Consider the following 24,465-nt stretch of genomic DNA (forward strand, 5'->3'; position numbering starts at 1 on the left):
CCTACCCGCAACGGGGCCCGAATGGGCCAGCGCCTATTTCGCCAGCCCGTCCAGCGCGAGGTTGAGCGCCAGCACGTTCACCCGCGGCTCGCCGAGGATGCCGAGCCAGCGACCGCGGACCTGCCCCTCGACGAGGTCGCGCACGGCCGGCTCGGGGAGCCCGCGCGCGGCCGCCACGCGCTTCACCTGGAACAGGGCGGCGGCGGGCGAGAGGTCGGGGTCGAGGCCCGAACCGCTCGTGGTCACGAGGTCGACCGGCACCGGCACGCCCGGGTTCTCGGCCTTCAGGCGGGCGAGGTCGGCGCCGACCCGCTCGGCGAGCGCCGCGCTCGTCGGGCCGAGGTTGGAGCCCGACGAGTTCGCGGCGTTGTAGGGCGCCGGCACGGTCTTGGCGGGGTCGGCCGGGTCGGCGGCGCTGGTCGCGGACGGCCGGCCCTGGAAGTAGCGCGCGCCGGCGAAGGCCTGGCCGATCAGGCTCGACCCGACGGGCTTGCCGTCGCGCAGGACGATCGAGCCGGCGGCCTGGCTCGGGAAGGCGAGGCCGGCGATCCCGGTCATCGCGAGCGGATAGGCGAGCCCGGTGAGCGCGGTCAGCGCGATCAGCAGGACGAGGGCGGGGCGAAGCTGGGTCAGCATGGCGGGGTCTCGTGACGCGAAGGGGGAGGATCAGGCGAGGCGGAGCGCGGTGACGGCGAGGTCGATCGCCTTGATGCCGACGAAGGGCACCAGGATTCCGCCCAGGCCGTAGACCGCCAGGTTCCGGCGCAGCAGCGCGCCGGCGCCGACCGCGCGGTAGGCCACGCCGCGCAGGGCCAGCGGGATCAGCGCGACGATGATCAACGCGTTGAAGATGATCGCCGACAGGATCGCGCTCTGGGGCGAGGCGAGCCCCATCACGTTCAGTGCCTGGAGCTGCGGATAGAGCCCGAGGAACATCGCCGGGATGATGGCGAAGTACTTCGCCACGTCGTTGGCGATCGAGAAGGTGGTCAGCGCGCCGCGCGTCATCAGCAGCTGCTTGCCGATGCCGACGATCTCGATGAGCTTGGTCGGGTCGGAATCGAGGTCGACCATGTTGCCGGCCTCGCGCGCCGCCACCGTGCCGGTGTTCATCGCGACGCCGACGTCGGCCTGGGCGAGGGCGGGGGCGTCGTTGGTGCCGTCGCCGCACATCGCGACGAGCTTGCCCTGCGCCTGCTCGCGGCGGATCAGCGCCAGCTTGTCCTCGGGGGTGGCCTGGGCGAGGAAGTCGTCGACGCCGGCCTCGGCGGCGATCGCGGCGGCGGTGACCGGGTTGTCGCCGGTGATCATCACCGTGCGGATGCCCATGCGGCGCAGCTCGGAGAAGCGCTCCCGGATGCCGCCCTTCACGATGTCCTTCAGCGTCACCACGCCGAGGAGGCGTCCGTCGCGGGCGACGGCGAGCGGCGTGCCGCCGGCCTTGGCGACGTCGTCGGCGATGGCGCGGACCTCCTCGACGCTCTCGGCCGAGGCGGTCGGCGCGTAGGCCAGGGCCGCGCTGGAGCCCCGGGTCGCGACCGGGCCGCCGCTCACCGCCGCGACGATCGAATCGACGGCGCCCTTTCGGATCTGCGAGCCGGCGAGGTCGACGCCGCTCATCCGGGTCTGTGCGGTGAACGGCACGAAGGTGGCGTCGAGGCTTGCCATGTCGCGGGCGCGGATCCCGTAGCTCTCCTTGGCCAGCACCACGATCGAGCGGCCCTCCGGCGTCTCGTCGGCGAGGGAGGCGAGCTGCGCCGCGTCGGCGAGCTCCTGCTCGGTGACGCCGCGGACGGGGCGGAACGCGGTGGCCTGACGGTTGCCCAGCGTGATCGTGCCGGTCTTGTCCAAGAGCAGCGTGTCGACGTCGCCGGCCGCCTCCACGGCGCGGCCCGACATGGCGAGCACGTTGAAGCGCACCAGCCGGTCCATGCCGGCAATGCCGATGGCCGAGAGCAGCGCGCCGATGGTGGTCGGGATCAGCGTCACGAACAGCGCGACCAGCACGATCAGCGGGATCGCGCCGCCGGCATAGGAGGCGAAGCTCGGGATCGAGGCGACGGCGAAGACGAAGATCAGGGTCAGGCCGGCGAGCAGGATGTTGAGCGCGATCTCGTTCGGGGTCTTCTGGCGGGCGGCGCCCTCGACGAGCGCGATCATCCGGTCGACGAAGGTCGAGCCGGCCGCGGCCGTGATCCGCACCCGGATCTCGTCGGAGAGCACCTGCGTGCCGCCGGTCACCGCCGAGCGGTCGCCGCCCGATTCGCGGATCACCGGGGCGGATTCGCCGGTGATCGCCGCCTCGTTGACCGAGGCGATGCCGAGGATCACCTCGCCGTCCGAGGGGATGATGTCGCCGGCCTCGACCAGCACCACGTCGCCGACCTTGAGGTCGTTGCCGGGGACGGTCTCGAAGGCGCGGCCCGCACCCGTCAGCCGCTTGGCCATGGTCTCGGTGCGGGTGCGCCGCAGGGAATCCGCCTGCGCCTTGCCGCGCCCCTCGGCGATCGCCTCGGCGAAGTTGGCGAACAGCACCGTGAACCAGAGCCACAGGATGATCTGCCCGGAGAAGGCGAGGTTCTCGGCGCCCGTCGCGGCGTCGCGGACGAACAGCACCGTGGTGAGCGCGGCGACGACCTCGACGACGAACATCACCGGGTTGCGCACCATGAGGCGCGGATCGAGCTTCCGCAGCGCGCCGAGGAGGGCCGGGCCGACGAGGGCGGCGCTGAGCAGGGTCTGGGAGGGGCGGGACATGGGGTTTCGTCCGGATGCGGGGGAGGGCCGGCGGGCTCAGTGTCCGAGCGCGCGGCCGAGGAGGGCGGCGCCGGCCATCAGGCCGAGGGCGCCGAGGAGGGTGAGGCTCAGCATCGCCAGGATCAGGTCGGAGACCCGGACCGGCGGGCGGCGCCCGGCGACGGCCGGGCGCGGGCGCTGCGCGCCCCGCTTGCGCCGCGGCAAGGGGCGGGGTGCTGTGCGGGGGGCGGCGTGGAGGAGGGTGCGGCCCACGGGTCAGCCCCCCGCCGCGAAGGTCTGGCCGAGGCCGCCGGCGAGGTGCTCGACGATCGGCCCCAGCGCCAGCGCCGGGAAGAAGGTCAGGCCGCCGACGATGAGGATCACGCCGACGAGGAGCCCGACGAACAGGCCGCCGTCGGTGGGGAACGTTCCGGACGAGGCCGGCACGGTCTTCTTGGCGGCGAGCGCGCCGGCGATGGCGAGCGCCGGGACGATCACGAAGAACCGCCCGACCAGCATGCCGGCCGCCAGCGTGGTGTTGTAGAAGGTCGTGTTCGCCGTCAGGCCGCCGAAGGCCGAGCCGTTGTTGGCCGCCGCCGAGGTGAAGGCGTAGAGCATCTCGGAGAAGCCGTGCGGGCCGGCATTGGCGGGCCCCGCGAGCCCCGCCGCGACCACGGTGGCGAGCGCGGTGCCGCCGAGCATCATCAGCGGCAGGCAGAGGATGGCGAGCATCGCCATCTTCACCTCGCGCGCCTCGATCTTCTTGCCGAGGTATTCCGGCGTGCGCCCGACCATCAGCCCGGCGACGAAGATCGTGACGATGACGAAGACCAGCATGCCGTAGAGCCCGGCGCCGACGCCGCCGACGATGATCTCGCCGAGCTCCATGTTGATCAGCGGGATCATGCCGCCGAGCGCGGTGAACGAGTCGTGCATGGCGTTGACCGCGCCGCAGGAGGCGGCGGTGGTGACGACGGCAAACAGCGCCGAGGCCACGATCCCGAACCGGATCTCCTTGCCCTCCATGTTGCCGCCGGGAAGCCCGAGCGCGTTCAGGACCGGGCTGCCGGCGGCTTCGGCGCCGTAGGTGACCGCGATCCCGGCCCCGAACAGCACGGCCATCGCGGCCAGGATCGCCCAGCCCTGACGCTCGTCGCCGACGCTGCGGCCGAACAGGTTGGTGAGCGCGGCGCCGATCGCGAAGATCGAGACCATCTGCACGAAGTTCGACAGCGCGGTCGGGTTCTCGAACGGGTGGGCGGCGTTGGCGTTGAAGAAGCCGCCGCCGTTGGTGCCGAGCATCTTGATCGCGACCTGGCTCGCCACCGGCCCGACCGCGATGGTCTGGGGCGCGCCCTCGAGCGTCGTCGCCGCGACGGCGCCGCCGAAGGTCTGCGGGATGCCCTGCCAGACCAGGAACAGCGTGAACACGACGCAGAGCGGCAGCAGCAGGTAGAGGGTGCAGCGGGTGAGATCGACCCAGAACGAGCCCACCGTCCGCGCCGAGGCCCGCGAGAATCCCCGGACGAGGGCGACGGCCAGGGCGATGCCGGTCGCGGCCGACAGGAAGTTCTGGTGGGTCAGCCCCAGCATCTGCGACAGGTACGAGAGCGTGGTCTCACCGCCGTAGGACTGCCAGTTGGTGTTGGTGACGAAGCTCGCCGCGGTGTTGAAGGCGAGGTCCGGCGCCACGGCGCCCTGCCCGTCCGGGTTCAGCGGCAGGGCCGCCTGCAGCCGCAGCAGGCCGTAGAGCAGCACGAAGCCGGCCGCGTGGAAGACGAGCATCGCGGTGGCGTAGGCGAGCCAGTGCTGCTCGTGGGTCCGGTCGATGCCGGCCAGGCGATAGAGCCCGCGCTCGATCGGCTTGAGCACGGGCGAGAGCAACGTCCGCTCGCCCGCGAACACGCGGGTCATGTAGCCGCCGAGGGGGCGCACGAGCGCCAGCACGACCGCGCAGAAGAGCGCGATCTGGATCCAGCCGTTCACGGTCATGGGCTTGGTGTCCTTCAGAACCGCTCGGGGCGGACGAGGGCGTAGGCGAGGTAGGCGAGGAGGCCGACCGTCACGAGGGCGCCGAGGGTCAGGTCGAGAGACAGGCCGTAGGGCATGGCGGGGCCCTCACAGGCGCGCGCACAGGCCGGCATAGCCGACCGCGAGGGCGAAGAAGGCGAGGCCTCCGGCGAGGAAGACGAGGTCGAGCATGGCGGGCGTCCGGACGAGGAGCCGGCAACGCGGTCGTGGGCCGACCGGTCCGCTTCGACCGATCCGCCCCGGCGACCTGCTTGCCGTGATCGTCAGAGTGGCCGGACGCGCCGTAGGAATGCGAGAGGGAGGCGGCGCCGAATCCATAAGGATCCCATCAGGATCGGGCCGGCTCGGCGGTGTCGGGCACGGACGACCGCGTCCGGTCGAAGGCGCGGCGGATCGCGCGCTGTCCCGGCGTCTCGACGGCGTAGCGGATCACGGTCGCGAGCCCGACCGAGGCGAGGACGGCCGCGAGGATCGCCGATCCGGACGACCATCCGCCGGCCTCCAGCGCCCGGATGATCGCGTAGCCGAGGATCTGGTGGACGAGGTAGAGCGGGTAGGAGATCGCCCCGAGGAAAACCAGGGGCGCGCAGCCGAGCCAGGGCAGCCGCCCGGTCGCGGCGGCGAGGACCGTGCCGGCAAAGCCGAGCACGAGCAGGACGTAGAGGCCCGTCCCGACGCCGCCGTGGTCGACGGCGGGCCCGAGGGCGGTGAAGCCGAACGCGGCGGCGAGCGCCCCGAGGCCGAGGGGGGTCAGCGCGCCCGCCGCGAGGCGCGCGAGCATCGCCCCGATCACGAACAGCAGCGCGAAGGGAAGGTTGAGGAGCACGACCACCTGCAGCGTCCGGACCGGAAGGACCAGCGTGCCGACGAACGCCGCGGCGAGCCATCCGGCGCAGATCCGCTCCAGGCGCAGCCCGGGATCGGTCGCCGGGCCCCTATGGATCAGGGCGAGGGCGGCGAGGGCGTAGAAGGCGACCTCGTAGGTCAGCGTCCAGTGGGACGGATCGATCGGCGGCACCCGGATCAGCGAACTGAGCATCGTCAGACCCGCGAGGGCCGCGCCCGGCGTGATCCCCACGGGATTCGGGCCGCCGAGGGCGAAGATCCCCAGCGTGACCCCCGAGCAGACGAGGAAGGCGGGATACAGCCGCGCGACCCGCCGCACGGCGTAGTCTCCGAGGGACGGCGTCCGCCCGAGCGTACCGGCAATCACGAAACCGCTCAGGATGAAGAACAGCTCGACGCCGAAATGCCCGGCGGCGAAGCTCGGAACGCGGTCGACATGCGGCCCGATGCGGCCTTCGTAGCTAAAGAGGTAATGGTGCAGCATCACCATCGTTGCGGCGAGACCACGCAGGGCGTCGATGGATCGGATTCGGCCGATGGGGCGGACGGGGGTGTTGCCCGAATCAATCGACATACTTTAGGTACGTTTTCCGCAACGCGTTCCCGTCACGCCATGACAGCGCGGTTGCCTTAAGAAACGTCGACCCCTGCCGTGCGGGATACCGGCCATTCGAAAAAAGCGTGGCTGCACCGTTGGAAAGGTATAGATTGATACCACGATTACAGTGCTCCTCTTGATTGTATTCCGAGAGCGCCGGTTACACCGCACATCCGGGCATCCCGCCCGACAGCACGAACCCTGTGAGGCCAGCCCCATGACGACCGCGGAACAGAAGAAGCCGACCGATGCCGACCACACCGTCGGCAACCGCATCGCGGTGCTTCGGGCCGCCCGCGGGATCAGCCAGACCGCCCTGGGCCAGGCGCTGGGGGTGAGCTTCCAGCAGGTCCAGAAGTACGAGAAGGGCCGCAACCGCGTCGGCGCCGGCCGCCTGCAGACGATCGCCGACCATCTCGGCGTCCCGGTCTCGACCTTCTTCGAGAGCGAGCCCGGCGAGGCCCGCAGCTTCGAGGACGGCACGAGCCTGCCCTTCCTCGGCATCGCCGGCGCCGCGGAGCTGCTGAAGGCCTACGCCGCGATCGCCGACCTGCAGATGCGCCGCGACGTCCTGGCGATGGTGAAGTCCGCCGCCCGGATCGCCCGCGCCAGCACGCCCGACGCGTCCGCTTCCGACATCGCCTGACACGCGGGCCGACGCCACGGCGCCGGCCGCACGCGACAACGTGATCGCCGGGCGCTCCGATGCGCCTATCTTCCCGGATGCGAGCCACGCCGGCTTGCCGAAAGGGAGGATCCGATGATCCGCACCGTCCGCGGCGGCTTCGCCGCATTGGCGCTGTCCGCCTTCGCGCTGTCCGCGACCGTCTCCGGGGCGTCGGCAGCCGAAGGCCTGGCGTACCGGGCTGCGCTGAAGGCAAGCTCGGAAGTGCCCGCCAACGACAGCAAGGGCACCGGCGAGATCTCGGCGACCTACGATCCGGCGAGCAAGACGCTGACCTGGAAGGGCAGCTACAATGGGCTGACCGGGCCCGTGACGGCCGCGCATTTCCACGGTCCGGCCGAGGCCGGCGCCAATGCCGGCGTGCTGATCCCGGTGACCGCCGCCGCCAGCCCGTTCGAGGGCTCGGCCACGATCGACGACGCCAAGGCGGCAGACCTCGTCGCGGGCAAGATCTACGTCAACCTCCACACCGCCGCGAACCCGAAGGGCGAGATCCGCGGGCAGGTGGTGCGCGCGCCGTAGGCCTTTTCCGGGCCGCGCGCTTTCTGTAGGCCGTTCGCCGGGGGACGGCATGCGGAGGCTCGGTCGGTGAAGCAATCGGACGCCATCATCGCCTGGACGCCGGCGCGCTGGGCGGAGCTGCGCCCGGACACCGCCGGCCAGGTCGCGGTGCTGCCCCTCCCCGACACGGAGGGCGCGGCCAAGCGCTTCATGATGCGCGGCGGGGCCGGCTCCTCGGCCCTCCAAGCCCTGACGGGGGAGGCGCGCATCGCCCGCCTGTTCATCGACTTCCAGACCCTGGTGGTGCGCGACGGCCTCGACCCGCAGGCGGTGCACCGGGCGTTCCTCGCCATCGACGAGTACCGGTTCCGCATCGCCCCCGACACGGAGGGCGCGGAGTTCGAGGATCCGCCGGAAGAGGATTGATCGCAGAGCCGCCCGAACGGCTCGCGAAGTCACGATCGAGAAAAGGCGGGCGCTTACTCACGGTTGCCCTAGTTGAGTCCCGGCACGCCTTGCGCCACGGAGCCTTCCGCGATGCCTCTCGCAGCCTTTCCCGCCCCCAGCGGCCTGTCCCGCCGCGCGCTGATCGCCGCCGCCGGGCTGATGCCCTTGGCCCAAACCCTCGCGGCGGAGGAGGCGCTGATCCGCCGGCCGATCCCGTCGACGGGCGAGCTGCTGCCGGTGGTCGGCATCGGCACCTCGCGCCGCTACGAGGTCGCGCCGACGCCGGACGCCGTCGCGCCGCTGCGGGCGGCGGTGGAGCGCTTCGTGGCGCTCGGCGGATCGGTGATCGACACCGCCCCGAGCTACGGCACGGCGGAGGACGTGCTCGGCCTCATCCTCCCGGACGGGGCCCTGCGCGAGAAGGTGTTCCTGGCGAGCAAGGTGGACACCACCGGCCGCGAGGCGACGCGCGCCGAGTTCGAGCGCTCGCTGGCGCGGATGAAGGTCGCGCGGATCGATCTGCTGGCCGTGCACAACCTGATCGACGCGACCGAGAACCTCGCGGTGCTGCGCGACCTCAAGGCCGAGAAGCGGATCCGCTACCTCGGCGTCACGGTCTGGCGCGACGGGCAGTTCGACGGGCTGGAGCGGGTGATGCGCGGCGAGACCCTCGACGCGATCCAGGTCAACTACGCGATCGACAACCGCGAGGCCGCCGAGCGCATCCTGCCGCTCGCCGCCGACCGGGGGCAGGCGGTGATGGTCAACGTGCCGTTCGGGCGCGACCGCCTGTTCAAGGCGGTCCAGGGCAAGGCGGTGCCGGACTTCGCCAAGGGCTTCGGCTGCGAGACCTGGCCGCAATTCTTCCTGAAATACGTCCTCGGCCACCCGGCCGTGACCTGCCCGATCCCCGGCATGGCGAAGGTCGCCTACGTCGAGGACAACCTCGCCGCAGCCCGCGGGCGCCTGCCCGACGCGGCCGAGCGGAAACGGATGGAGGCCTTCATCGATGCGCTCTGACCTTTTGGGACTTTCCCGTCGTGCCGCGCTCATCGCCGGCCTCGCATGCCTCGCGTTTCCGGCGATGGCGCAGGAAGCATCCAAGAAAATCCGGATCGGCGTGATCGGCTCGGGCAACATCGGCGGCACGATCGGGAGCCTCTGGGTCAAGGACGGGCACGAGGTGATGTTCTCCTCCCGCCATCCCGAGACCCTGAAGGCCCTGATCGAGGCCCTCGGGAGCAAGGCCAAGGCCGGCACGCCCGAGGAGGCGATCGCCTTCGGCGACGCGGTGCTCGTGGCGGTGCCGTACAAGGCCTATCCGGAGCTCTCGACATCCTACGCCGCCGCGCTCAAGGGCAAGGTCGTGCTCGATGCCGGCAACGCCACCAAGGCGCGCGACGGCGAGCTCTACGACGAGGTCCAGGCCAACGGCATCGGCGCCACCTCGGAGAAGTACTTCCCCGGCGCCAGGCTCGTCCGGGCGTTCAACGCCGCCAACTACAAGGTCTTCGCCAAGGAGGGCGCCAACGGCGGGGCCGACCGGGCCGGCGGCCGCATGGCGATCCCGATCGCCGGCGACGACGCCAGCGCCCTCAAGGTCGCCGAGGGCCTCGTGCACGATGCCGGCTTCGACCCGGTGGTGGTCGGCGGCCTGAAGGACGCGAGCAAGTTCGCCATGGGCTCGCCGGGCTTCGGCCACGAGAAGACCGCGCCGGAGCTGCGCAAGACCCTCGGGCTGACGCCGTGACGATGGCCACCGGGCAACTCCCTCTCCCCTCTGCGGGGGAGGGCGCGTCGGAGCCGGTCCTTGCAACAAGTTGACCCGATGAATCACGCAACGCCGCCGAGCGAGGCCGCGCCTTCGAACGCCCTCGCGCGCCTGATCGGCGTCCGGCCCGGAGAGGGGCCGGCCCTGGCCTGGTCCTGGGCCTACATCTTCTCGATCCTGGCCGCCTACTACGTGCTGCGGCCGATCCGCGACCAGATGGGCGTGGCCGGCGGCATCGAGAACCTGCCCTGGCTGTTCACGGCGACGCTGGTCGGGATGCTGGCGCTGAACCTGCCCTTCGCCTGGCTGGTCAAGCGCATGCCGCGCGCGCGCTTCGTGCCGCTGACCTACCGGTTCTTCGGCGCCAACATCCTTTTGTTCGCGCTGGCGCTCTACCTCGCCCCGCCGGACTGGGACGTGTGGATCGGGCGGGTGTTCTTCGTCTGGCTCTCGATCTTCAACCTGTTCGTGGTGTCGATCTTCTGGGCGACCATCGTCGACGTGTTCTCGACGAGCCAGGGCAAGCGCCTGTTCGGCTTCATCGCGGCCGGCGCGACGCTCGGGGCGATCGCCGGCTCGGCGACGACCGCGCTGCTCGCCAAGACCGTGCCGACCTGGGGCCTGATGCTCGGCGCGGTCGCGCTGCTCGAATGCGCCGTGTTCAGCATGCGCGGGCTCGCCCGCCTGTCGGAACGGCTGCGGCAGGCGCCGTCCGGCGGGCCGGAGCAGGGGACGGGACAGGTGATCGGCGGCAGCGTGTTCGCCGGCGTCACCCGGACGTTCGCCTCGCCCTACCTCCTGAACATCTCGCTGTTCCTGCTGCTGTTCTCGGTGACCTCGACCTACCTGTATTTCCAGCAGGCGGCGATCGCCAAGGCGAGCTTCCCCGACCGGGCGGCGCAGACGGCGTTCTTCGCCGGCGTCGACCTGGCGGTGAACGTGCTGACGCTGGGGGTGCAGTTCTTCCTCACCGGGCGGATCGTGCGCCGGATCGGCGTCGGGCTCACCCTGGCGATCCTGCCCGCGCTGAGCATCCTCGGCTTCGGGCTGCTGGCGCTGGCGCCGTCCATCGCCGCCATCGTCGGCTTCCAGGTGCTGCGGCGGGCGGGCAACTTCGCGATCAGCCGGCCGATCCGCGAGGTGCTGTTCACGGTGGTGCCGCGGGAGGACCGCTACAAGGCCAAGAGCTTCATCGACACGGTAGTCTACCGCCTGGGCGACCAGGCCGGCGCGTGGTCCTATGCCGGCCTCGGGGCGCTCGGGTTCGGCGCGGCGGCGGCCTCGGTGGTGGCGGTGCCGCTCTCGGCGGCCTGGCTCGTCAACAGCCTGTGGCTCGGGCGGGCGCAGGAGCGGCGCCACCGCGCCGCGCGGGCGGCCGAAGCCCCCGGCTACGCCGACGGGATCTAAGGACCGGCCGGCGGCTCAGCGGCGGCGGGCGCGCACCCGGACCGGCCGCAGGACGGGCGCGCCCGCGTGGCGGTCGCCGAGCGCCCGGCCAACGAGGCCCGCGACGCCGATCGCCGCGCATCCGGCGAGCGCCGCGGCGACGCCCTGGCCGAGCCATTCGACAAACCCGAGGATCGCCATGCAACAGCCCTCCGAATCCTGCTCCAGGCTGAGCGCCCGATGGTTAACGAAAGGTTAATGCGCCGACGCCGCATCCCCGCCGCACAGCCGCCGCCCCGGGACGGGATCTGTCCGGCACCGCAACCGTTAAGCCGACGTTAACCCTGGCGCTTCGATGGAGCGTCGGACGCGACCGGCCTAGGGGAGGTCTCGAAGGCATGACCTGCTGGTCCGATTCGCGGCCCGTCCTGTGGCTCGCCCCGGCGCTCGCCCTCGTGAGCCTGCCCCTTATGATCGGGCCCCTTGCGATCGGGCCCCTTGCGATCGGGCCCGCCTCGGCGCAGGAACCGCTCTTCCTGCGCATCCGCCCCTCGGATGCGCCTCCGCCCGCGATCGGCTCCGGCGGGGTCGATCCGGAGATCGCGGCAGCGCGGGCGGCGCGCGAGGCGGTGTGGGAGCGCAGCACCGTCCGCGCGAACATCGCGATCGCCTCGGTCTGCACCGGCTGCCTCGGACGGCCGCCGGCGCCGACGCCCCTGCGGCCGGACCGGCCGCGGCCCGCCACCCCGCCGGAGAGCGCGCGCGCCGCGCTCGCTCCGGCCGAACCTTCCCCCGACGCGGCCGCCGGCCCCGCCGCGGACCCGACATCGACCCGAGGTGATCCATGACCCAAGCCCATCCGACCAGCGGCGCCGAGCCCGATGCCGCCTGCCCGGTCTCCCTGGAACTGCTCGGCGAGGTCTACCGGGCCGACGAGTACGACTTCCCCGAGATCGTCGCCGGCATCGCGCCGCTGAAGCGGGCGCAGCTCGCCGCCTACCTCTACGGCAAGAGCCACATGCACCAGCTCGGCCTGAAGGTGGCCCGCGCCTGCGAGCGCGAGGACCTGATCCGGGTCGCCGGCGAGGTCGGATCGGTGATCCACGGGCAGGCGCATCTCAAGCCCGCGCCCGCGCCCGTCCCGGTGGTCGAGGCCGGCGCGCCCAAGCCGAAGAAGGTCAGCCTCGGCGGGCCTGCCAAGAAGATCAGCCTTGGCGGCTCGGCCGCCAAGGGCCGCAGCTTCGACTGAAGCCCCTCTTTCTCGTCGGCCCGGATACGGCACCGGTGCCGCGCGGAGGGAGCCCGCGGCGCGCCGGTGCCGCTCGTCGCGCGCGCCTCGCCTGGAGTGTCAACGCATGTACGGTTCCTGGTTCAAGCTCGGGATGGACGCCACGATGCTGGCGTTCGAATCGCAGCAGGTGATCGGCATGCGGCTGATGATGCTCTCGGCGGGCGGGGCCGTCGGCCAGGCCGAGGCGCAGCGCATGGTCACCGAGAAGGTCGTGGCGGCGGGCGAAGCCGCGCTGATGATGGCGTCCGGCGCCTCGACCGCCAAGGTCATCGCCGGCTACCGGCGTAAGGTCCGGGCGAACGCGCTCCGCCTGTCGAAGCGCTGACGACCCCGCGCCGGCGCACGGATTCACGCCGGCTTCGCACCGCAACACCCGTTAACCCTGCCTTAACCACCGGCTTTCATCGTTTCCCCGGGACAGCAACGGGAGACGAGACATGGATCTGATCGAGCACCGGGTGCGCGAGCGCGCCTACTACATCTGGGAGGACGAAGGCCGCATCCACGGCCGGGCGGACGCCCACTGGCTGCGCGCCGAAGCCGAGATCGCCGCGCCCGCGCCGATCCTCACGATCGAAGCCGTCGCCGAGACCAGCCTCGCCCCGAGCCCGGCCAAGACCCTGAAGCCCCGCGCCAGCCGCGCCAAGGCCATTGCGAAGCCCGCCGAGGCCGCCGCGAAGCCTGCCGGCAAGACCGCTGCCAGCAAGACCGCTGCCGCCAAGCCGGCCCCGAAGGCCGCCGCGTCCAAGATCGCGGCCCCCAAGGCTCCGAAGGCGCTCGCGGCCGCCAGCCTCTCTGCCAAGCCGAAAGCCGCCCGCGCCTCGACCGGCGCCAGCCTGCACTGAGCCGCCGCCGAGGCCTCGAAACTCGACCGCAAGAGCCCGCCCCTCGACCGAGGGGCGGGCTCTTGCCGTTTCGAGGACCCGCTCGGCCCCTTCCCGGATGGCCGCGGATGCGGGATACGCCGATCCTGCAGGCGCGAGGGACGGATCCCCGAATCTCCGTAAGCCAGGGGTTGTGGTTCGCATGCCAGACGCCGTGAGCGGGGCCGACGCGCCCGCATCCGCCAAGCCGTCGGTCCTGACCCACCTCGCGGATCGCCGCATCGTGGCGATGCTCGGGCTCGGCTTCAGCTCCGGGCTTCCGTTCCTGCTGGTCTACGTCACGCAGTCGGCGTGGCTGTCGGAGGCGAAGGTGCCGATCGGCATCCTCGGGCTGCTGAGCGAGCTGACGCTGGCCTACAAGTTCAAGTTCCTCTGGGCGCCGTTCCTCGACCGCTACGACGCCCCGATCCTCGGGCGCTGGCTCGGGCGGCGGCGCGGCTGGATCGTGGCGACGCAGCTCGGCGTGGCGCTGACGCTCGCCGGCATCGCCTTCGGCGACCCGGCCGACTTCCTCGCCTGGACGGTGGTGTTCTCGCTGGCGCTGGGATTCGCCGGCGCGACGCAGGACGTGGTGATCGACGGCTGGCGCATCACCGCGGCGCCGCCCGAGCGGCAGGCGCTGATGTCGTCCTTCGCCGAGGTCGGCTGGCGGGTCGGCAACCTCGCGGCGGGCGCCGGGGCGCTCTACCTCGCCGACGCCTACGGCTGGCGCGCCGCCTACCTGTGCATGGCCGTGCTGATGGCGCCCGGGATGATCGCGGCCCTGATCGCCCCCGAGCCGGAGCCCGCCCGGCCCGCGACGCACGAGCGCGCCGGCTTCGTCGAGACCGTGGTCGCGCCGATCCGCGAGCTGGTGACGCGGCTCGGGCCGATGGCGGTGCCGATCCTCGTGATGGTCGCGGGCTTCCGCATGCCCGGCTACGTGTCGAGCGCGATGGCGATGCCGCTGTTCAAGAGCCTGCACTACTCCAACACCGACATCGCCACGGTGACCAAGCTGTTCGGCTTCGGCGTCGCGCTGGCCGGCACGTTCCTGGCGAGCTTCGTCGTGCCGCGGATCGGGATCCTCGCGAGCCTCGTCGCAGGCACCGTGTTCGGCTCGGCCTCGCACCTCGCGCTCGCCTACCTCGCGATCCACGGCGGTGACGGGGGAGCGGCGTTCTGGACCTTCGCGATCGCCGTCAGCGTCGACAGCTTCGCCTACGCCTTCGCCTCGATCGTGCTGATCACCTACATGTCGTCGCTGGCCGCGAGCGAGCACGCCGCCAGCCAGTACGCGCTGCTGACCTCGCTGTGCGCGCTCCCCGGCAGCCTGCTGGCCGGCGCCTCCGGCTTCATCATCGCCGATGTCGGCTTCGCCTGGTTCTTCGTCGGCACGGCGCTGATCGGCGTGCCGGTGGCGCTCCTGTGCGCCTATGTCTGGCACGTCCATCCGCGGACGGAGGCGCCGGCGGCGTGAGTCCGCGACGAGGGCCGTGGAACGGCGGCGAAGCTGTGCCGTTGTCCGACGAGAACCCTGCACCGGCCGGGATACGCGCGCGCCCCGCGCGCCGCCCTTTCCGACACGAGGACCCGATGACGCTCCGCACAGCCGGCCTTCTGCTCGCCCTGCTCGCCGTCCCGGCCGCCGCGCAGGCGCAGGTCTATCGCGACCGCGCGCCGGCTGGCCCGCTCGGCGAGACCGTGCCGATCACCGTCGGCGGCCGCGCGCCCTGGCAGCCGGCCTGGGCCTACGATTCCGGCGGCGACAACGACCGGCGGCCGGAGCTGCCCTATTACCAGCAGGGCCGCGGCCAGCAGACCGGCGGCCCCACGCGCAACCTGCTGCCCGACGACGGCCTGCGCCTCGTCCCGATCCCGCGCTGAGCCGATGAAAGCCGCGATCTTCGACATCGACGGGACGCTGCTCGACAGCGTCGACCTTCACGCGGAGGCCTGGGTCGAGGCCTTCCGCCACTTCGGCGTCGAGACCGACGTCGCCAAGGTCCGCAGCCAGATCGGCAAGGGCGGCGACGAGCTGATGCCGGTCTTCCTGTCGGAGGCGCAGCTGCGCGACCAGGGCGAGGCGATCGAGGCCTACCGCTCCGACCTGTTCAAGCGCGCCTACCGCGACCGGGTGAAGCCGTTCCCGGGCGTGCGCGCCCTGTTCGAGCGGATCCGCGCCGACGGCACGACGATCGCGCTGGCCTCCTCGGGCAAGCGCAGCGAGGTCGAGCACTACCAGGACGTGCTCGGCATCGCGGACCTCGTCGACGCGGCGACGAGCTCGGACGACGCCGAGCGCTCGAAGCCCCATCCCGACATCTTCGAGGCGGCGCTGAAGCGGCTCGAAGGCATCGACCCCGCCGAGATCGTGGTCCTGGGCGACACGCCCTACGATGCGCAGGCCGCCGGCAAGGCCGGGCTCGCCACCGTCGGCCTGCTGTGCGGCGGGTTCCCCGAAACCGACCTGAAGGCGGCCGGCTGCATCGCGATCTATCGCAGCCCGCAGCACCTGCTCGAAGACTTCGAATCCTCGCCGCTGGCAAAGCGCAACACGATCTGACGTCGAATCCGGTGCGCGCCCGCAATTGTCCCCGCAATCCTGGCATGCGTGTGGCCCGGATGCGACGCGGTCTCGCGCCGGCTACGGACAACGCAGGATAAGACTGGCGCGGGTGGCGCGAAAGGCGTAGCCACCCCGCCGGAACTTCCTGGGATCCTTCTAAGGACGGGGCGGATCATGCGTCAGACGGCCGAGACCAGCGTACAGACCTGGAATCCCTGCAGCGACAGGCCTCTCCACGAGCGGATCGCGGAGGCGGTCCAGAGCCGCGCCACGCCGATCAGCCAGCTCCTGCGCCTGATGTCGGCCCTCGACGCCGAGGGCAACGCCAACGAGAACCTGCGGCTTCAGCTGCGTGCCCGCATCGGCGCGCCGCTCAGCGCCTGAGGCCGACCCGCCCCGATGGGGGCCCGGCGTCGACGACGGTCCCGGCGATGCGCCCGCCGCCGGGGTGAGCCGGAGCAGGACGGCTGCCGGCGCCTCCCCGCATCTCGGCGCGACGCATCGACCGACCCGCAGGCCGTCGTCCTGACTTCAGCTCCTCAAGGCTGAACCCAGAGGCAGGCCGGCTCGCCCTTCACCGCAAGGCATTCGAACGGCGCGCCGCCGATCATCGCGCGGTGCTCGACCGCGCCGACGTCGGCGCGCCGGATCGCCTTGCAGCCGGGCCGGGTGCCGGCCCGGGCGAGGGCGGCGGCGCGGTCGGGGGCGGCGGTCGTAAGGAGGCGGAGCGACACGAGGGTATCGCAGGCCGCGACCCGATCGTCCGGCTGCGCGAGCGCGGGGGTGACGAGCATCGCGGCCAGCCCGATGCCGGCCCGGCACGCACGCCGTCGGAAATGCCGCTCGATCATATTTCCCTCGGCGGTCTGCGGACAGGCGGGACGGCCGCGCGAGGCGCGAAGGTCCGGAAGAAACGGCAACGCCGTCCGCGGCGGGCGGACGGCGCTGTCTGGCGGCCGATGCGACGCAGCGTCCGCGTCAGCGCTTGGTCTTCACCTTGGCCTTGCGGGCGGCATAGCGGGCGTCGCGGAGTTCCTTCTTCGCGGCGAGCTCGGCGGCCTTGCGCTCCTGCAACGCCGCGGCCTCGGCGGCCTCGCGGGCGATCTGGGCGGCGAGCTCGGCCTCCTCGCGGGCGCGCTTCTCTTCCGCGGCCTGCTTCTCGGCGGCGATGCGGGCGGCTTCGCGCTCGCGGAGACGGGTCTCGCGGGCCTGGACGAGCTCGGCCCGGGCCTTGGCCTTGGCGATCATCTCGGGGTCGTCGGCCGGGGGGCGCGCCTTGAACTTGGCGAGCAGGGCAGCCTTGGCGGCTGCGGAATTCTGGCGGCGGTCGTCGAAATTACGATAGTCGAATGCGCTCATCTGACCTTTCTCGTACGGTGTCTCACTTCGGGTTTCGGGAGCGTCCGCGACGGATCAATCCGCGGGACGGGGCCGGGGGAACGGGCCCTTCAGCAAATCGGATTCGGCAAGCCTGATTCCGCCTCGCGGCGAATCGAAAAAGCCAATGACCGACGGATGGGCGGCGTGCAACCTGAGCTGCATTCGGAAGTCGCCGCGATGGGTGACAATCGTCGTCGCGCCGTCGCAAATCCAGGGACAGATGCGGATATGCCGCAGCGGGACGATCGACGCCCCCGGACCGCTCCGTCCGGAGGCGTCGCTGTCGCGGATCAGGCCGCCTGGAGGTTTCCGGCCGACTGCTTGCCGGTGCGCCGGTCGTTCTCGATCTCGTAGGAGAGCTTCTGGCCCTCGATCAGGTTGCGCATGCCGGCGCGCTCGACGGCGGAGATGTGGACGAACACGTCCTTGCCGCCGTCATCCGGCTGGATGAAGCCGTAACCCTTGGTCTCGTTGAACCATTTCACGGTGCCCGTGCTCATGGCGCCTACCTCCGTCGTATCGATGTGTTGAGCCTGCCGGCCCGAGCGGCTGTCCACGCGCGGGGGTGGGCGAAGCAGGTTGGATGTCGAGATGGAATGTCAGTCGAAGCGACGCCCTTGCAAGTGGCTAAAGGGACAGCGGGCGGAGCAACCCGGCGGCGGCCGGCAAGCATCGACGCACGCTGGAGTTAGGTCGCGGCCTGCCGTCTGACAAGAGTCCGGCCGACAGTCCCGGCGCCGCCCCCTGCGAAGGCCGCCGAAGGTTGCCGCAGCCGGCCCGGCCGTCTAGGTTCGGCCCGGTGCGCGATGGGGTCCGGACGGAGGGTCCGGCGCCCGATCACCCCGGATCCGGCTCGGGCGGGGGACCACCGGCAGCGACCTTCCTTAAGGCCTGCTCCGGCATGATCGGCATCGCGACGAGGGGGGACTTCGAGATGAGCGCGACGGAATTTCCGCACGCCGCGGACGTGCAGCGGACGGCCGGCCCCTGCGCGTGACGCGACGGAACCCGGATCGCGCCACCACCGTCCCGCGCGGCCGCAACGGCGCCTTCGCCGGCGCCGTCATGGCCGCCGGCCTGTCCCTGGCCGCCTCGCCGGCCGCGGCCTTCGACCTGTTCGGGTTGTTCGGCTCCGAGGAGGAGCCCCTGGCGCCGAGCGCCACCGCGCTGCCCTACGCGCTGAAGATCCAGGGCACCGACGATTCCGACCTGGAGAAGACGCTGGAGGACACCTCGACCCTCCACCGCCTGCGCCGCGAGCCGCCGCCGGACGGGGAAGGGCTGGTGCGCCGCGCCGAGGCCGACCTGCGGCGCCTGCCCGACGCGCTCTCCGGCTACGGCTACTACGCCGGCCGTGTCACCGTCCGGATCGAGGAGGTGGTGCTCGGCGGCGAGGCCTCGCTGATCGCCGCCGCGCGGGCGGCGGATGCCGAGCGCGCCCGCGCCCTGGTCCCGGTCCGCATCGCGGTCGATGCCGGGCCGCTCTACACCCTGCGCACCGTCACCGTGCGCGACCCGCAAGGCGCCGCCTTCCCCGAGGAGGTGCTGCCGAAGCGCTTCAGCCGCGTCGACGACGAGACGCCGGCGCGCTCCAGCCTCGTGCTCGCCCGCGAGGCGAAGATCGTCGACCGCTTCCGCGAGCGCGGCCACCCCTTCGCCAAGGTGGTGTCGCGCGATCCCGTCGTGGACGACGCCGCCCACGTCATGGACGTGAACTTCACCGTCGATCCCGGCCCGCAGGCCGGCCTCGGCGCGGTCACGGTCCGCGGCACGAAGGACATCGACCCGGCGGTGGTGCGCTCCTTCATCGACGCGGAGCCGGGCGACCCGTACTCGCCGAAGGCGCTCACCGACATGCGCCGGGCTCTGGTGAAGGTCGAGGGCCTCGGCTCGGTGCGGGTGCGCGAGGGCGAGGCGCTGGATGCGCAGGGCAACCTGCCGATCTTCGTCGACGTGACCGAGCGCGACCGCAACCTGATCGGCGTCTCGGCCCGCTACTCCACCGTCGACGGCCCCGGCATCCGCGCGACCTACGCCAACCGCAACCTGTTCGGCGGCGGCGAGACGATCCGGCTCGACGCCGACCTGTTCTACCTCGGCAACGATCTCTACGCCACGCAGCGCAAGCTCGCCGGCATCGAGTCGAACGGGCTCGGCGGGCGGTTGTCGGCCACCTTCGTGAAGCCGGCCCTGTGGGGCACCCGCAACGACCTGATCGCCAACCTGTTCGCGGGTCGCGAGGCGCAGCAGAGCTACGTCGCGGACGCCGCCGGCGGGACGCTCGGCGTCCGCCACCGCTTCTCGGACACGTTCTACGCGCAGGTCGGCGTCGAGGGGCAGGCGGGCCGCGCCCAGGACGCGCTCGGCAAGGTCGATTACCGCCTGGTCGGCATCCCGGTCTCGATGTCCTACGATTCGACCGACAACCTGCTGGACCCGACCAGGGGCGTCCGGCTGACGGCCTCGGCGACGCCCTATGCCGGCTTCCTCGGCTCCGATCCGTCGATCTTCGTCGCCAAGGCGCAGGGCTCGACCTACTACGCCCTGGACGAGGACGCGCGGTACATCCTCGCCGGCCGCCTCGGCTTCGGCTCGATCTCCGGCGCGAGCCTGGAGGACATCCCGGCCAACATCCGCTTCTTCGCCGGCGGCGGCGGCTCGGTGCGCGGCTTCCCCTATCGCACGCTCGGCCCGCGCGGGCCGTTCAACCTGCCGGTCGGCGGCCGAAGCCTGCTGGAAGCCTCGTTCGAGGCCCGGATCAAGGTCACCGACACGATCGGCGTGGTGCCGTTCTTCGATGCGGGCACGGCGTTCGCCGGCTCGCTCCCCGACTTCGACGAGCGCATCCGCACCGCGGTGGGCCTCGGGCTTCGCTACTACACCGGCATCGGCCCGATCCGCGTCGACGTCGCATTCCCCCTCGACCGGATCAAGGGCAACCACGAGCGCCCGGTCGCCCTCTACATCAGCCTCGGGCAGTCGTTCTGATGGGGATTCGGGATCGGTTCGCGCGCGTTCTCCCTCCCCCCGCAGGGGGGGGAGGGATCCGCGTCGCCGTCGCGATCCTGCTCGTCCTCGGCCTCGCCGCGCCCGCGGCCGTCACCCAGGCCGCCGACGAGGCCGAGAAGACCGTGCTCGGCGGGCTGCTGTCGCGCGCGCTCTCCACCCCGTCGTCGCGCGTCGCCATCGGCGCGGTCGACGGCGCCCTCTCGTCGGACGCCACGATCCGCGACGTGGCGATCAGCGACCGCGACGGCGTCTGGCTGAAGCTCGACCGGGCGCGCATCGTCTGGCGCCGCCTCGCGCTGCTCTCCGGCCGGCTCGAGGTCGACACCCTCGAGGTCGGCCGGCTCGACGTGCTGCGGCGCCCGGTGCCCTCCGCCGTCGCCGCGACGCCGGAGCCCGACGGCACCCTGCTGCCGGACCTACCGGTCAAGGTCGAGATCAAGGACTTCTCGCTCGCCGAGCTCGTCCTCGGCGAAGGGCTCGCCGGGCAGCCGGCGCGGCTCTCGGCCAAGGGCCGGGCGAAGCTCGGCGCGCCGTCCGAAGGGCTCGACCTCGACGCGGCGGTGCAGCGCCAGGATGCCGGCGGCCGGTTCGGCCTCAAGCTGCTGTTCGTGCCGCAGGGCGTGCGCCTGGAGCTGAAGGCGACCCTGAACGAGCCGGCCGGCGGCCTGCTCTCCAGGGGCCTGAACATGCCCGGCGCCCCGCCTGTCGACCTCGACCTCGACGGCCGCGGGACGCTGGACGCCTGGAACGCCCGCCTCGACTTCTCCGCCGGCGAGACCATCGGCGCCCAGGGCGGCGCCCGGATCTCGCGGGTCGGGGCCGAGCGGCGCCTCGCCCTCGACCTCGCCGCGCGCATCGAGGGCCTGCTTCCAGGCCCGGCCGCGGCGGTGTTCTCCGGCACGACCAAGCTCGACGGCGCCCTCGGGTTTTCCGATGGCGGCGCGCTCAGAATCGACCGGCTCGAGCTGACCTCGCGGACCGCCCGCCTCGACGCGCGCGGCACCCTGGACGCGGCACGGAACGCCGACTTCACCCTCCAGGCCCGCGCCGTGCCGACCGAGGGCGGGGTGACCCGGGCCGCCGACAGCGAGCTCAAGACCCTGGTGTTCGACGGCAGCCTGAAAGGCCCGCTCGCCCGGCCGCACGTGGCGGGCAGCCTGAAGGCCGCCGGCCTGCGCACCCGGGACAGCGCCCTGGACCTCGTCGAAGCCCGGCTCGCGGCCGAGCCCGCCGCGGCCGACCGCTTCGACCTCAGCGCCGACGCCCGGGTCGAGGGGCTGACGCTGCCCGACCCCGCCCTGCGGCGGGCGCTCGGCGCACGCGCCGCCTTCGACATCCGCGGGACCCTGGAGCCCGACAACGCGGTTTCGGTCTCGCGCCTGCACGTCGAGGCGCCGACGATGCGGGCGGACTATGCCGGCCGTGTCGGGCGCAACACGCTCACCGGCACGGTCGAGGCCGCGCTGTCAGACCTTTCGGCCTTCTCCGACCTCGCGGGTCGGCCGCTCGCCGGAAGGCTGTCGGGCACGGCCAAGCTCGGCGGCGATCCGGCGCGGAAGGCCGTGACCGCGGAGGTGGATGTCCGCACCGAGGCGCTGTCCCTCGGGCGACCGGCGCTCGACGGGCTGCTCGGGGCGGCTCCGCGCGTCACCGGGCGCCTGTCCCAGGTCTACGACGGCTACGCCTTCGACGGCGCGAAGCTCGAGGGCGCGGCCGTCGTCGCGCGCCTCGACGGCCGCGCCACCGCCCGGGTCGCCGACGCCAAGCTCGACGTCGACCTGAAGGACCTGTCCGCCCTCGACGACGCGCTCGCCGGGCGGGCCGGGCTGTCCGGGCGGCTCTCGGGGACCCTCGAGCATCCCGACCTGTTCGCCCTCGTCAGCGCGTCCGAGGCCAGCGCCATGGGCCGCCCCGTGCGGGGCCTGAAGGTCGAGGCGACCCTCAAGGACCTGACCGGCGCGCTCGACGGCACGGTCGCCCTCGGCGGCACCGTCGGCGGCAAGCCGCTGCAGGGAGGGGCCCACCTCGCGCGCTCGGGGGCCGACTGGCGCCTCGACCGGCTCGGTCTCGGACTCGGCTCGGTGACCCTCGACGGCAGCGCCGCGCTCGACGCCGCGACCCGGCTGACGGAGGGCGCGGTCCGGCTCAAGGCGGCCGACCTCGACGACCTCACGCCGCTGGCGCTGACGCGGCTCGCCGGCCACCTCGACGCCGACATCGCACTGTCCCGCGCGAGCGGCCGGCAGGACGCGACGATCCGCGCGACCGGCGCGCGCCTGCAGGCCGGCGCGATCGGCCTCGCCCGGCTCGACGCGGACCTGACGGGACAGGACCTTCTCGGGGCGCCGCGGATCGACGGGCGGGCCGAGGCCGACCGCATCGTCGCCGCCGACCAGATCCTCGACACGGTGCGCCTGACGGCGGCGGGCTCCCCGGCGGCGACCGATCTCGTGCTCAAGGCGCGCGCCCGCGGCTTCGACCTCGACGGCGCCGCCCGCCTCGTGCCGGGCCACGGCTCGGACGCGGCCACCCGGATCGACCTGCTGCGCGTCTCCGCCGCGCGGGGCGCCGACCGGCTGGCGCTCGCGGGCCCTGCGACGGTGACCCTCGAAGGCGGCGGCGCGCGGATCGATGACCTGACGATCGCCGCGGGCGGCGGCCGCGTCACCGTCGCGGGCAAGGCCGGGCGCGACAACGACCTGACGATCGGCATCCGCGCCCTGCCGCTGGCGCTCGCGCGCATCGCCGCGCCCGGCCTGGCGCTGAGCGGCACCCTGGACGGCGAGGCCGCGATCCGGGGGCCGACGGATCGGCCGCAGGGGCACTACGCCCTCACCGTCGCCCGCCTCGTCACGCCGGAGACGCGCAAGGCCGGCCTGCCGCCGATCGAGGCCCGGGCGTCGGGCGACCTCGGCGACGGGCGGATCGGGCTCGACGGCCGCATCACCGCGGGGCCCGGCGTCGCGATGACCCTGTCCGGCTCGCTGCCGGCGGCGGCCGGCGGCAGCCTCGCGGTGAAGGCGCGGGGAACGCTCGACGCGGCGCTGGCCAACAGCCTGCTCAGCGTCGGCGGCCAGCGGGTCGCCGGGCGGGTGGCGATCGATGCGGGGGTGACGGGCACGCTCGCCGCACCGCGGGCGGAGGGCAGCGCGACGCTCTCGGGCGGCAGCTTCACCGACCCGCTCAACGGCATCCGGCTGACCAACATCGAGGGCCGCGCCACGGGGCGCGGCGACGCGGTCGTGCTGGAACGCCTCACCCTGGCGACCCGCAACGGCGGGACGCTGCGCGCCGACGGCCGCGTGGCGCTCGAGCCCCAGGCCGGGTTCCCGGGCACGATCCGCATCGCGGGCGAGCGCGCCGAGCTGATCTCGAGCCCGCTGATGACGGCGGTGGCGAGCCTGAACCTCGCGCTCTCCGGCCCGCTGTCGCGCACGCCGCGGATCGCCGGCCGCGTCGACGTGGTCTCGATCGACGTGTCGGTGCCTGACCGGCTGCCCGCGACGGTGCAGCCGCTGCCGGGCATCCGCCGGGTCAACACCCCGCCCGACATCCGCGCCCGGCTCGACGCCAAGGCCCTACGCGGGGCGCAGGTGGCGGCCGTGGGAAGACGCGGCGCGCGCGGCAAGCCCGCCGTGCCGTTCGACGCCACCCTCGACGTCGCGGTGAGCGCTCCGAACCGCATCTTCGTGCGCGGGCGCGGCATCGACGCCGAGCTCGGCGGGAGCTTGCGCGTCACCGGCACCTCGCGCGACCCGAACGCGAACGGCGCGTTCGAGCTTCGGCGCGGGCGTCTCGCGGTGATCGGGCAGCGCCTCGACTTCACCCGCGGCCGCGTGACCTTCGGCGGCGCCATCGCGGCCCCCGACCTCGACTTCGTCGCCGAGACCAAGGCCACCGACATCACCGCCCGCATCGCGGTCTCGGGGCCGGCCGACAGCCCGGTCTTCGCGATCTCCTCGGACCCGAGCCTGCCGCAGGACGAGGTGCTGTCGCGGCTGCTGTTCAAGAAGGCGTCGGGCAGCCTGTCGCCGTTCCAGGCGCTGCAGCTGGCGCAGGCCGTGTCGCAGCTCTCGGGCGGGGCAGGGGGCGTCGACGTGTTCGAGGCGGCGCGCAAGGGCCTCGGGCTCGACAGCCTCGACGTCTCGACCGGGACCAGCGGCGGCCCGGCGCTCGGCGCCTCGCGCTACCTCAGCGATCGCCTCAGCGTCGGCATCAAGGCCGGCGCCAAGCCGGCCGACACGGGCGCGACCATCGACTACGACGTGACGCGCCGGGTGAAGATCCAGGGCGAGGCCGGCAGCGACGGCCGCACCAGCGTCGGCGTCGGCGCGGAATGGGAATACTGAGCG

At 72.7% G+C, this 24,465-nt stretch carries 26 protein-coding genes; 16 read left to right on the top strand and 10 right to left on the bottom strand.

Going from position 1 to position 24,465, the window contains the following annotated elements; genetic code table 11:
- Positions 1-33 precede the first annotated feature (33 nt).
- The 6 genes from MKK70_RS13225 to MKK70_RS13250 all read right to left on the bottom strand — a co-directional run bounded on the left by MKK70_RS13225 (position 34) and on the right by MKK70_RS13250 (position 6,187).
- Positions 34-636 carry a K(+)-transporting ATPase subunit C gene (locus tag MKK70_RS13225; protein WP_147729400.1) on the bottom strand — a complete coding sequence of 201 codons (603 nt, stop codon included), beginning with the start codon at positions 634-636 and terminating at the stop codon, positions 34-36.
- 30 nt (positions 637-666) lie between these two features.
- Positions 667-2,757, bottom strand: a complete 2,091-nt coding sequence (kdpB, locus tag MKK70_RS13230) for a potassium-transporting ATPase subunit KdpB (RefSeq protein WP_243933468.1) — start codon at positions 2,755-2,757, stop codon at positions 667-669.
- A gap of 36 nt (positions 2,758-2,793) precedes the next feature.
- A complete protein-coding gene (locus tag MKK70_RS13235) occupies positions 2,794-3,009 on the bottom strand; it encodes a hypothetical protein (RefSeq protein ID WP_243933467.1) in 216 nt (71 codons plus the stop codon).
- A gap of 3 nt (positions 3,010-3,012) precedes the next feature.
- Positions 3,013-4,728 (bottom strand): potassium-transporting ATPase subunit KdpA, encoded by a 1,716-nt coding sequence (gene kdpA / locus MKK70_RS13240; RefSeq protein WP_243933466.1) that lies wholly within the window; start codon positions 4,726-4,728, stop codon positions 3,013-3,015.
- A gap of 14 nt (positions 4,729-4,742) precedes the next feature.
- The gene (locus tag MKK70_RS13245) at positions 4,743-4,844 is read right to left on the bottom strand and encodes a K(+)-transporting ATPase subunit F (RefSeq protein ID WP_210246746.1); all 102 of its coding nucleotides are present in this window, start codon (positions 4,842-4,844) and stop codon (positions 4,743-4,745) included.
- Between the two features lie 251 nt (positions 4,845-5,095).
- Positions 5,096-6,187, bottom strand: coding sequence for an acyltransferase family protein (locus MKK70_RS13250; protein ID WP_243948268.1), 1,092 nt, complete (start codon positions 6,185-6,187; stop codon positions 5,096-5,098).
- Between the two features lie 241 nt (positions 6,188-6,428).
- Here MKK70_RS13250 and MKK70_RS13255 point away from each other — a divergent pair, with 241 nt between their 5' ends.
- From MKK70_RS13255 to MKK70_RS13280, 6 genes are all read left to right on the top strand, one after another.
- The gene (locus tag MKK70_RS13255) at positions 6,429-6,857 is read left to right on the top strand and encodes a helix-turn-helix domain-containing protein (protein WP_147727688.1); all 429 of its coding nucleotides are present in this window, start codon (positions 6,429-6,431) and stop codon (positions 6,855-6,857) included.
- Positions 6,858-6,971: 114 nt separating this feature from the next.
- Positions 6,972-7,418, top strand: coding sequence for a CHRD domain-containing protein (locus MKK70_RS13260; protein WP_243948270.1), 447 nt, complete (start codon positions 6,972-6,974; stop codon positions 7,416-7,418).
- Between the two features lie 66 nt (positions 7,419-7,484).
- Positions 7,485-7,823 carry a hypothetical protein gene (locus tag MKK70_RS13265; protein WP_147727690.1) on the top strand — a complete coding sequence of 113 codons (339 nt, stop codon included), beginning with the start codon at positions 7,485-7,487 and terminating at the stop codon, positions 7,821-7,823.
- 111 nt (positions 7,824-7,934) lie between these two features.
- Positions 7,935-8,864, top strand: a complete 930-nt coding sequence (locus tag MKK70_RS13270) for an aldo/keto reductase (protein ID WP_243935695.1) — start codon at positions 7,935-7,937, stop codon at positions 8,862-8,864.
- On the top strand, positions 8,854-9,594 hold the full coding sequence (locus MKK70_RS13275) for an NADPH-dependent F420 reductase (RefSeq protein WP_147727692.1): 741 nt from the start codon (positions 8,854-8,856) through the stop codon (positions 9,592-9,594). Before MKK70_RS13270 ends, MKK70_RS13275 begins: the two co-directional genes overlap by 11 nt.
- A 78-nt stretch (positions 9,595-9,672) precedes the next feature.
- A complete protein-coding gene (locus MKK70_RS13280) occupies positions 9,673-11,022 on the top strand; it encodes an NTP/NDP exchange transporter (protein ID WP_147860323.1) in 1,350 nt (449 codons plus the stop codon).
- Between the two features lie 15 nt (positions 11,023-11,037).
- Here MKK70_RS13280 and MKK70_RS13285 read toward each other — a convergent pair whose 3' ends face one another.
- Complete coding sequence (locus MKK70_RS13285; RefSeq protein WP_187276682.1) at positions 11,038-11,202, bottom strand: hypothetical protein; 165 nt, start codon at positions 11,200-11,202, stop codon at positions 11,038-11,040.
- A 197-nt stretch (positions 11,203-11,399) separates the two neighbouring features.
- Between MKK70_RS13285 and MKK70_RS13290 the strand changes: the two genes are divergently transcribed.
- The 8 genes from MKK70_RS13290 to MKK70_RS13325 all read left to right on the top strand — a co-directional run bounded on the left by MKK70_RS13290 (position 11,400) and on the right by MKK70_RS13325 (position 16,108).
- Positions 11,400-11,849, top strand: a complete 450-nt coding sequence (locus tag MKK70_RS13290; protein ID WP_243948272.1) for a hypothetical protein — start codon at positions 11,400-11,402, stop codon at positions 11,847-11,849.
- Complete coding sequence (locus MKK70_RS13295; protein WP_147727278.1) at positions 11,846-12,250, top strand: hypothetical protein; 405 nt, start codon at positions 11,846-11,848, stop codon at positions 12,248-12,250. The genes MKK70_RS13290 and MKK70_RS13295 overlap by 4 nt, the downstream gene beginning before the upstream one ends.
- 106 nt (positions 12,251-12,356) lie before the next feature.
- The gene (locus MKK70_RS13300) at positions 12,357-12,617 is read left to right on the top strand and encodes a hypothetical protein (protein ID WP_147859544.1); all 261 of its coding nucleotides are present in this window, start codon (positions 12,357-12,359) and stop codon (positions 12,615-12,617) included.
- A 112-nt stretch (positions 12,618-12,729) separates the two neighbouring features.
- On the top strand, positions 12,730-13,137 hold the full coding sequence (locus tag MKK70_RS13305) for a DUF2934 domain-containing protein (protein WP_243948274.1): 408 nt from the start codon (positions 12,730-12,732) through the stop codon (positions 13,135-13,137).
- 181 nt (positions 13,138-13,318) lie between these two features.
- Positions 13,319-14,635 carry an AmpG family muropeptide MFS transporter gene (locus MKK70_RS13310; protein ID WP_243933458.1) on the top strand — a complete coding sequence of 439 codons (1,317 nt, stop codon included), beginning with the start codon at positions 13,319-13,321 and terminating at the stop codon, positions 14,633-14,635.
- A 116-nt stretch (positions 14,636-14,751) separates the two neighbouring features.
- Positions 14,752-15,042, top strand: a complete 291-nt coding sequence (locus tag MKK70_RS13315; RefSeq protein WP_147727282.1) for a hypothetical protein — start codon at positions 14,752-14,754, stop codon at positions 15,040-15,042.
- 4 nt (positions 15,043-15,046) lie between these two features.
- A complete protein-coding gene (locus MKK70_RS13320) occupies positions 15,047-15,721 on the top strand; it encodes an HAD family hydrolase (RefSeq protein ID WP_243948276.1) in 675 nt (224 codons plus the stop codon).
- Positions 15,722-15,898: 177 nt separating this feature from the next.
- A complete protein-coding gene (locus MKK70_RS13325) occupies positions 15,899-16,108 on the top strand; it encodes a hypothetical protein (protein WP_147843412.1) in 210 nt (69 codons plus the stop codon).
- A 155-nt stretch (positions 16,109-16,263) separates the two neighbouring features.
- On the opposite strand, the gene MKK70_RS13330 is transcribed toward MKK70_RS13325, so the two are convergent.
- The 3 genes from MKK70_RS13330 to MKK70_RS13340 all read right to left on the bottom strand — a co-directional run bounded on the left by MKK70_RS13330 (position 16,264) and on the right by MKK70_RS13340 (position 17,604).
- The gene (locus tag MKK70_RS13330) at positions 16,264-16,575 is read right to left on the bottom strand and encodes a hypothetical protein (RefSeq protein ID WP_243948278.1); all 312 of its coding nucleotides are present in this window, start codon (positions 16,573-16,575) and stop codon (positions 16,264-16,266) included.
- 127 nt (positions 16,576-16,702) lie between these two features.
- Positions 16,703-17,083, bottom strand: coding sequence for a DUF6481 family protein (locus MKK70_RS13335; protein WP_147727286.1), 381 nt, complete (start codon positions 17,081-17,083; stop codon positions 16,703-16,705).
- Positions 17,084-17,394: 311 nt separating this feature from the next.
- Positions 17,395-17,604, bottom strand: a complete 210-nt coding sequence (locus MKK70_RS13340; RefSeq protein ID WP_018043862.1) for a cold-shock protein — start codon at positions 17,602-17,604, stop codon at positions 17,395-17,397.
- Between the two features lie 565 nt (positions 17,605-18,169).
- Between MKK70_RS13340 and MKK70_RS13345 the strand changes: the two genes are divergently transcribed.
- Entirely contained in the window at positions 18,170-20,092 is a 1,923-nt protein-coding gene (locus MKK70_RS13345) for an autotransporter assembly complex protein TamA (protein ID WP_243948323.1), read from the top strand.
- Positions 20,092-24,462: a translocation/assembly module TamB domain-containing protein gene (locus MKK70_RS13350; protein WP_243948279.1), complete on the top strand. Its 4,371-nt coding sequence runs from the start codon at positions 20,092-20,094 to the stop codon at positions 24,460-24,462. Before MKK70_RS13345 ends, MKK70_RS13350 begins: the two co-directional genes overlap by 1 nt.
- The last annotated feature ends 3 nt before the right edge of the window (positions 24,463-24,465 follow it).

The organism is Methylobacterium sp. E-041 (assembly GCF_022829665.1).
GTDB lineage: Bacteria > Pseudomonadota > Alphaproteobacteria > Rhizobiales > Beijerinckiaceae > Methylobacterium.